The sequence below is a fragment of the Lysinibacillus sp. NPDC097279 genome, assembly GCF_044761745.1.
GTDB lineage: Bacteria > Bacillota > Bacilli > Bacillales_A > Planococcaceae > Lysinibacillus.
Genome location: NZ_JBIWDA010000002.1, coordinates 88446 through 95623, shown reverse-complemented (window position 1 = coordinate 95623; position 7178 = coordinate 88446). Strand labels below are relative to the sequence as shown.

Annotated in this window: 7 protein-coding genes; 1 reads left to right on the top strand and 6 read right to left on the bottom strand. The window is 38.5% G+C overall.

Annotation, left to right across the window (positions count from 1 at the left end):
* Positions 1-153: 153 nt before the first annotated feature.
* From ACIQ1H_RS10565 to typA, 5 genes are all read right to left on the bottom strand, one after another.
* Complete coding sequence (locus ACIQ1H_RS10565) at positions 154-948, bottom strand: ABC transporter permease (RefSeq protein WP_402888697.1); 795 nt, start codon at positions 946-948, stop codon at positions 154-156.
* Positions 941-1708 (bottom strand): ABC transporter ATP-binding protein, encoded by a 768-nt coding sequence (locus tag ACIQ1H_RS10560; RefSeq protein WP_173477895.1) that lies wholly within the window; start codon positions 1706-1708, stop codon positions 941-943. The genes ACIQ1H_RS10565 and ACIQ1H_RS10560 overlap by 8 nt, the downstream gene beginning before the upstream one ends.
* Entirely contained in the window at positions 1709-2701 is a 993-nt protein-coding gene (locus ACIQ1H_RS10555) for an ABC transporter substrate-binding protein (protein ID WP_173477896.1), read from the bottom strand. It abuts the gene before it with no gap.
* A gap of 267 nt (positions 2702-2968) precedes the next feature.
* Positions 2969-3367: a YlaH-like family protein gene (locus tag ACIQ1H_RS10550; RefSeq protein ID WP_228134385.1), complete on the bottom strand. Its 399-nt coding sequence runs from the start codon at positions 3365-3367 to the stop codon at positions 2969-2971.
* 30 nt (positions 3368-3397) lie between these two features.
* Entirely contained in the window at positions 3398-5242 is a 1845-nt protein-coding gene (typA, locus tag ACIQ1H_RS10545; RefSeq protein WP_173477898.1) for a translational GTPase TypA, read from the bottom strand.
* A gap of 141 nt (positions 5243-5383) precedes the next feature.
* Between typA and ACIQ1H_RS10540 the strand changes: the two genes are divergently transcribed.
* Positions 5384-5569, top strand: coding sequence for a DUF5325 family protein (locus tag ACIQ1H_RS10540; protein WP_173477899.1), 186 nt, complete (start codon positions 5384-5386; stop codon positions 5567-5569).
* Positions 5570-5983: 414 nt separating this feature from the next.
* On the opposite strand, the gene ACIQ1H_RS10535 is transcribed toward ACIQ1H_RS10540, so the two are convergent.
* The gene (locus tag ACIQ1H_RS10535) at positions 5984-7171 is read right to left on the bottom strand and encodes a M20 metallopeptidase family protein (RefSeq protein WP_173477900.1); all 1188 of its coding nucleotides are present in this window, start codon (positions 7169-7171) and stop codon (positions 5984-5986) included.
* Between the last annotated feature and the right edge of the window lie 7 nt (positions 7172-7178).

Below are 7178 nucleotides of genomic sequence, written 5' to 3'. Positions count from 1 at the left end.
ACTCCTGCGGGAACGCACAATACGTAAGACGCAACAAGCCGCGCGCTAGCGAGGGTTGCGGCTTACGCTGTGCCCGCGGAAAGCGCACGCCTGGAGCGGAAATCAACGCTTTAAAACGCAAAACCTTATTAAAACAGGTTTTGCGTTTTTTATTTATCCATTATTTTTAATAATTACTTTCTCGATTAATTCGACGACTTGATACATGATTGTTGCAAAGAAAGCAATTATGAGCAGTGACATAAGGACAAGATTAAAGTTAAATACTTGGAAGCCATAAATGATTAAATAGCCAAGTCCCTTTGAAGCAACTAAAAACTCACCGACTATAACACCTACCCACGATAATCCAACATTAACTTTTAAAGTTGAAATAATTGTTGGGAAGGACGCAGGCAAAATAACCTCTTTAAAAGTTTGCCATCGTGTCGCACCAAAAGTTTGCAATACCTTACTGTAATTTGGGTCAACACCTTTAAAGGCGGTGTAAACGACAATCGTTGTAATGATGATTGAAATGAGTGCACCCATTGCTATAATCGAAAAATACCCTGGGCCAAGTGCCACAATTAAAATTGGTCCTAGCGCTACTTTCGGCATTGCATTTAAAATAACTAAATAAGGATCAAGTATTTTTGATAGCATCGGTGACCACCATAAAACAGTGGCAATTATAGTTCCTAGTAATGTACCTGCAATAAAACCGATAATTGTTTCCATTAACGTCACACCAACATGTAATGTGAGCGAGCCGTCACTTACTTTTTCAATAAACGTATGCAAAACATTTGTGGGCGAGCTAAAGATTAAACGATCGATCCATTCAAGCCTTGATAGTAACTCCCACCCTCCAAAAAAGGCGATTAAAATAATAATTTGATATAATCGAACATAGCGTTTTTCCTTTTTTAGCAATTGTTGATACTGTTTAAACAATGTGTTATCCAAGGCTCTCCAGCTCCTTCCAAATCGTTTGGAATACTTCTGAATACGCTGGATGCTGCCTTACATCGAACGGAGATAGCTGTTGTAACGCAGAAGGTATTTCAAACACTTTGTGTAACGTACCAGGATTGGCTGAGAAGAGAAAAACTCGTTCACTCATGGCAATTGCCTCACCAATATCATGTGTGACAAGAATTGCGGTTTTTTGATAGGCCTTTAATGTTTCGACGACTAAGTCCTCAAGCTTTAATTTCGATTGATAATCAAGTGCTGAGAACGGCTCATCTAGCAGTAAAATTTTCGGATTTACTGCCAAAGTCCTTGCTAGTGCAACGCGTTGACGCATTCCTCCTGACAATTCTCTCGGGTAATAACTTCCGACATGCGGTAAACCCACTTCTTGTAAGAGCGCATTTGCAGTTACTTTATGCGTCTTATTATCTCGCTGCATTATTTTTAATCCAATTGTGACATTATCCTCAATCGTTTTCCAAGGAAATAAGTAATCCTGTTGAAGCATATAGCCAATAAGCGATTGATTGTGTGGTGCAATGATTTCCCCATCAATAAACACCTTGCCTTCTGTTGCAGGAAACAACCCAGCAATAATAGACAATAGAGTTGTTTTCCCACAGCCACTTGGCCCTATAAAGGAAACAAACTCACCTTCGCGAATATCTAGGTTAATGTCACGTAAAACTTCCTTCGCCTGCGTACTGGAGAAATAACTATGGTGAATATGTTCTAGTTTTAAAAACTCCATTTACTCCGCAGCCTTTTTTGCAAACTTTGTATTCACAAGGTCTTCATACTTTACTCGTTGAGGAAGTTCACCTGCTTCCTCCATAATAGTTTGTAAATTATCCCACTCTTCCTCATCCAATATCGGATCTGTTGCGTAGGAACCTTGTGATTTATAGCGTTCTACTACTGTTTCAATTAAAGATACGTCTACATTCTCAAAATACGGTTGAATTATTTTTGCAACTTCTGCTGAACTTTTTTCCTGTACAAAATCTTGTGCTTTTTTTAGTGCATTTGTAAAGCCCTGCACTGTTTTGGCATCATCCTTTAAGTAGCTACTTTTTGCCATGAAGGATGTATATGGTAAATGACCTGATTCAGTACCAAATGAAGCTACAATATAGCCTTTACCTTCTTTTTCAAAAACACTCGCTGTCGGTTCAAATAGCTGTACATAGTCCCCTGTTCCTGACGCAAAGGCTGTAGCAATATTCGCAAAATCAATATTTTGAATCAGCGTCAAATCTTTTGTAGGATCAATACTATGCTTTTTCAGGACAAATTCACCTGCCATTTGTGGCATTCCACCTTTACGCTGCCCTAAAAATGTGGATCCTTTTAAATCCTCCCATGAAAAATTGTCCATCTTTTCACGTGCTACTAAAAATGTACCATCTGTCTGTGTTAATTGCGCAAAATTTTGAATCGGATCATTGGCACCTTGCGCAGTGACATATATGGATGTCTCAGAGCCAACCAAGGCAATATCAATACCATCAGAAAGTAACGCAGTCATCGTTTTATCTCCACCTGCAATCGTTTGTAGCTCTACAGAAAGCCCCTCTTCCTCAAAGAACCCTTTTTCAAGTGCTACATATTGCGGAGCATAGAAAATCGAGCGCGTCACTTCTCCGACTTTTACTTTTTCTAGCTCAGCTTTATTACACGCTGCCAACGAAAGGAGCAACAAAGCAATACCACTAACTAACAAACCTTTTTTAAGCCAACGCATTCCATTTCCTCCTTGATTTGATAAATAGCCTATCGAGACTAACTTATTCACACACAAAGATTTCGGTGCCTACGATGTTTCATAAAAAAGTAATGGGAAATAAATCCTTTTCTAATGCAATATAATGAGGTATTTTTTCAAGCAGAATATTTGTCCATTTTTTTGAATCTAGCAAACAAAAATGAACTATTTTATTTAAGAGAGAAAAAAAAACAGCCTTAGCAAATGAATGCTAAGACTGTTTACGGTAAAGGAGCCAAGCTACTATTATTGATTGGCAGCTTGTTGCTCTTCTCTTTTTTCTCGCCACATACGTGTTTTGTATACAATTAAAATTAACGCCGCTACGATGAGGCCTTCAACCATAGGTAGGAATAATGCGAAAAATGTCAACATAATACATCCCAAAAATAGGAACACATAAATGACAATATTTTGAGACAGCTTTAACTTTTTTGCAAAGCCTAATTTATAGACAATTGCAGAAAGTGCAAACACTAGAAAGAATACAACATAGCCTGCAACTTCATAGCTTGGTAAATTTTCGTATAAAAATCTAGTTATACCAGCCATTCTTTCATAAACTTTTGTTGTTTCCTCTGCATTTACAGGTGTAGCAACTTGAATAACATTTAGTTCACCCAATAAAGCGGACTTTATATCCAAGACTCCTCTTCCTTTCATTTCAGCGGAAAATTATTGTTCAGCGTTTTTTAATTTTTTCGCTGCTTTCTCACGTTCGTTTTTATCTAGAATTTTTTTACGAAGACGAATAGATTCTGGAGTGATTTCTAAGTACTCATCATCACCTAAGTATTCTAGAGCTTCTTCTAGAGATAAAATACGTGGTTTTTTAATAACATTCGTTTGGTCTTTATTTGCTGAACGGATGTTAGTTTTTTGTTTCATTTTTGTAATATTTACAGTGATATCAGCGTCACGAGTATTTTCTCCAACAATCATACCTTCGTAAATATCTGTACCTGGCTCTAAGAATAGTGTACCACGGTCTTCAATTTGCATCATACCATAAGTTGTCGATTTACCAGTTTCCATTGAAACAAGTACGCCTTGGTGACGACCACCAATTTTTCCTGGTAATAATGGTTGGTAGCAATCAAACGTATGGTTGATAATACCGAAACCTTTTGTCATCGACATGAACTCAGTTGTATAACCGATTAAACCACGAGCTGGTACTAAGAACGTTAAACGAACTTGACCACTGCCGTTGTTCACCATATCAAGCATTTCACCTTTACGTGTACCAATAGATTCAATAATAGAACCAACATTTTCTTCAGGTACATCGATTTGCACGCGTTCGAATGGTTCGCATTTCACGCCATCGATTTCGCGCACGATTACTTGTGGTTTTGATACTTGTAATTCAAAACCTTCACGACGCATGTTTTCAATTAGGATCGATAAGTGAAGCTCACCACGACCTGAAACTGTCCAAGCATCAGGAGAATCAGTATCTTCAACGCGTAAAGATACGTCTGTTTGTAATTGAGCACGTAAACGTTCTTCTACTTTACGAGAAGTAACCCATTTCCCTTCGCGACCTGCGAATGGAGAGTTGTTTACTAAGAAAGTCATTTGTAGAGTTGGCTCATCGATACGTAAAGGTGTTAGTGCCTCTTGGTGTTCAACAGGACATACTGTTTCACCTACGTTAATATCTTCCATCCCTGAAACGGCGATTAAGTCACCAGCTTTTGCTGTCTCAACTTCTTCACGTTTTAGACCGAAGAAACCAAAGATTTTTGTTACACGGAAGTTTTTCACTGTACCGTCTAATTTCATCAGCGCAACTTGTTGACCTACTGAAATTGTTCCGCGGAATACACGACCAATTCCGATACGTCCAACGAAGTCATTATAGTCAAGTAAAGCTACTTGGAATTGTAATGGTTCTTCTGAGTTATCAACTGGTGCTGGGATAGCCTCAATGATTTTTTCAAATAGACATTTCATATTTTCTTCTTGCTTAGATGGATCAGCGTCTAACGAAGCTGTACCATTTACACCTGAAGCATAAACAACTGGGAAGTCTAATTGATCATCATCTGCACCTAGCTCGATGAATAATTCAAGCACTTCATCTACTACTTCTAGTGGGCGAGCTGAATCTTTGTCCACTTTGTTAACTACAACGATTGGTGTTAAGCGTTGTTCTAATGCTTTTTTTAGTACGAAACGTGTTTGTGGCATACAACCCTCATACGCATCGACAACTAGTAAAACGCCGTCTACCATTTTTAAAATACGTTCTACCTCACCACCGAAGTCGGCGTGTCCAGGCGTATCAAGGATGTTGATACGAGTTCCTTCATAGTTTACTGCTGTATTTTTAGCTAAAATCGTAATACCGCGTTCACGTTCAATATCATTAGAGTCCATTGCACGTTCTTCAACACGTTCGTTTGAACGGAATGTACCAGATTGTTTTAATAATTGGTCGACTAAAGTAGTTTTACCATGGTCAACGTGGGCGATAATTGCGATATTGCGAAGATCTTGACGTAAGTTTGTCATTATTCCACTCCATATTCTTTTTTCGAATGTTTAACTGTGATATTATAGCACAAGAAGGATGTAAATGTCCTTATTAGAATTTCTCTCATTCTAAAAAAATATTTTCAATCACAAATTTATTATAAATTAGGGGGCTCGGTTATGAATCGTGGAAAAATCGTAATGGCCATTTATGCACTAGCAGCTGTACTAGCAATGTGTTCTATCGGGTATTCAGTAGCGGCAAGTAATATATTCGGCGTATTAGCAGGCATTATAGCTACTTGTGTCATTTTCATGACAGCTTTTAAAATGAAGCGTAAACTGCGAGAACAAGGCTTACTTTAATGCTAGTATTTACTTTCTAACAACATTTATGTGTCTAACATGACATAGTATCTCAGAAGGAGCTGTCCATTTATTGGACAGCTCCTTCTCTTTTGTAAACAAAAGAGGCTGGAACATAACTTATTGATGTTAGAAACAATTGCAAAGATGTTCTTAAATTTTTGCTATGCTGTTGATGCCCGCTTCTGAACGGCACTTTTCGGCGAGCACACCGTAAGCGGCAATCCTCTCAACGCACAGTATGCCCGCAACTACCATTAACTAGCGAATTTATTTTTGGCATAAGAAAGCAATATTTATAGCAAAAAAAGTGTTAGATTGATGGCCATCAATCTAACACTTTTACTTCCTCATTACTTTTCCAATTTATATTGCTCATCAAATGGGCTGTTAAATCCTTAGCCTATACGTTTTTTAATTTTCTAGATAATCTAAAGTTGCTTGGCCTAAAACATTCGCCGCAATGCGCAATGAGCGTTCATCAATATCGAATTTCGGATGATGATGTGGATATACTTCCTCCCATTCAGGATTTTTTGCTCCTGTAAAGAAAAATGCCCCTGGAATTTCCTCTAAGTAGTAAGCAAAATCTTCACCACCCATAGTTGGTTCAACAAAATCAACTGATACTACATCCGTTACCTTTCTTGCAGATGCCATTACATGTTCTGTTTCTGCAGCATGATTCACAACTGGTGGGTAACCACGGCGAAACTCATATTCATAGTCTGCCTTTGTTAAATAACAAGTTGCCTTTAATAGCTCCTCAATTTCACGTTCTAGTAAATCGCGTTCTTCCTCATGGAACGTTCGTACAGTTCCTTTCATATAAACTTGGTCTGCAATAACATTAAAAGGATTCAATGCCTCAATATGACCAACCGATACGACCGCTGGACGCAAAGGATTAATACGACGTGCTACAAGTTGCTGTAAGTTTGTAATAAATTGTGCTGCAAGCAAGATTGAATCCTTCGTATCACTCGGATTTGAGCCATGCCCACCCTTTCCTTTAATCTTAATATAAATGCCATCTGCCGCAGCCATAAATGGTCCGATCGCGGTCTGCACTTTACCAAGATCTGTTGGTGCCCATAAATGTGTACCAAAAATAACATCCACGCCTTCTAAACAGCCATCAGCAATCATTGATTTCGCTCCGCCTGGTGCAAGCTCTTCTGCATGTTGATGAATAAAAACAATTGTCCCAGCTAAGTTGTCCTTCATTTGATTAAATGCCTTCGCTAAAATTAATAATGAAGCTGTATGACCATCATGGCCACAAGCATGCATACGCCCTTTTATTGTTGATTGGAAAGGCAAACCTGTTTCTTCTGTAATTGCTAAAGCGTCAAAGTCTGCTCGGAGTGCCACCGTTTTCCCCGGCTTAGCTCCAACTAACGTTGCCACAACACCATTACCACCAACACCTTCACGAACCTCATGTCCTAATGCGCGATGAAATGCCGCAATAGTTTTCGGTGTTTCAACTTCCTCGAAGGAAAGTTCTGGATTTTCATGAAAATGACGACGTAGCTGAATCATTTCCTCTTCATATTGTTTTAATAAATCAACTAACTGCTCTTGTTGTAAAACTGTCATAGTTTAA

What these genes read in the sequence shown, in the direction of transcription:
- typA (WP_173477898.1), bottom strand. Translation starts at nt 5,242, where the DNA reads ATGACAAACTTACGTCAAGATCTTCGCAATATCGCAATTATCGCCCAC.
- ACIQ1H_RS10560 (WP_173477895.1), bottom strand. Translation starts at nt 1,708, where the DNA reads ATGGAGTTTTTAAAACTAGAACATATTCACCATAGTTATTTCTCCAGT.
- ACIQ1H_RS10540 (WP_173477899.1), top strand. Translation starts at nt 5,384, where the DNA reads ATGAATCGTGGAAAAATCGTAATGGCCATTTATGCACTAGCAGCTGTA.
- ACIQ1H_RS10555 (WP_173477896.1), bottom strand. Translation starts at nt 2,701, where the DNA reads ATGCGTTGGCTTAAAAAAGGTTTGTTAGTTAGTGGTATTGCTTTGTTG.
- ACIQ1H_RS10535 (WP_173477900.1), bottom strand. Translation starts at nt 7,171, where the DNA reads ATGACAGTTTTACAACAAGAGCAGTTAGTTGATTTATTAAAACAATAT.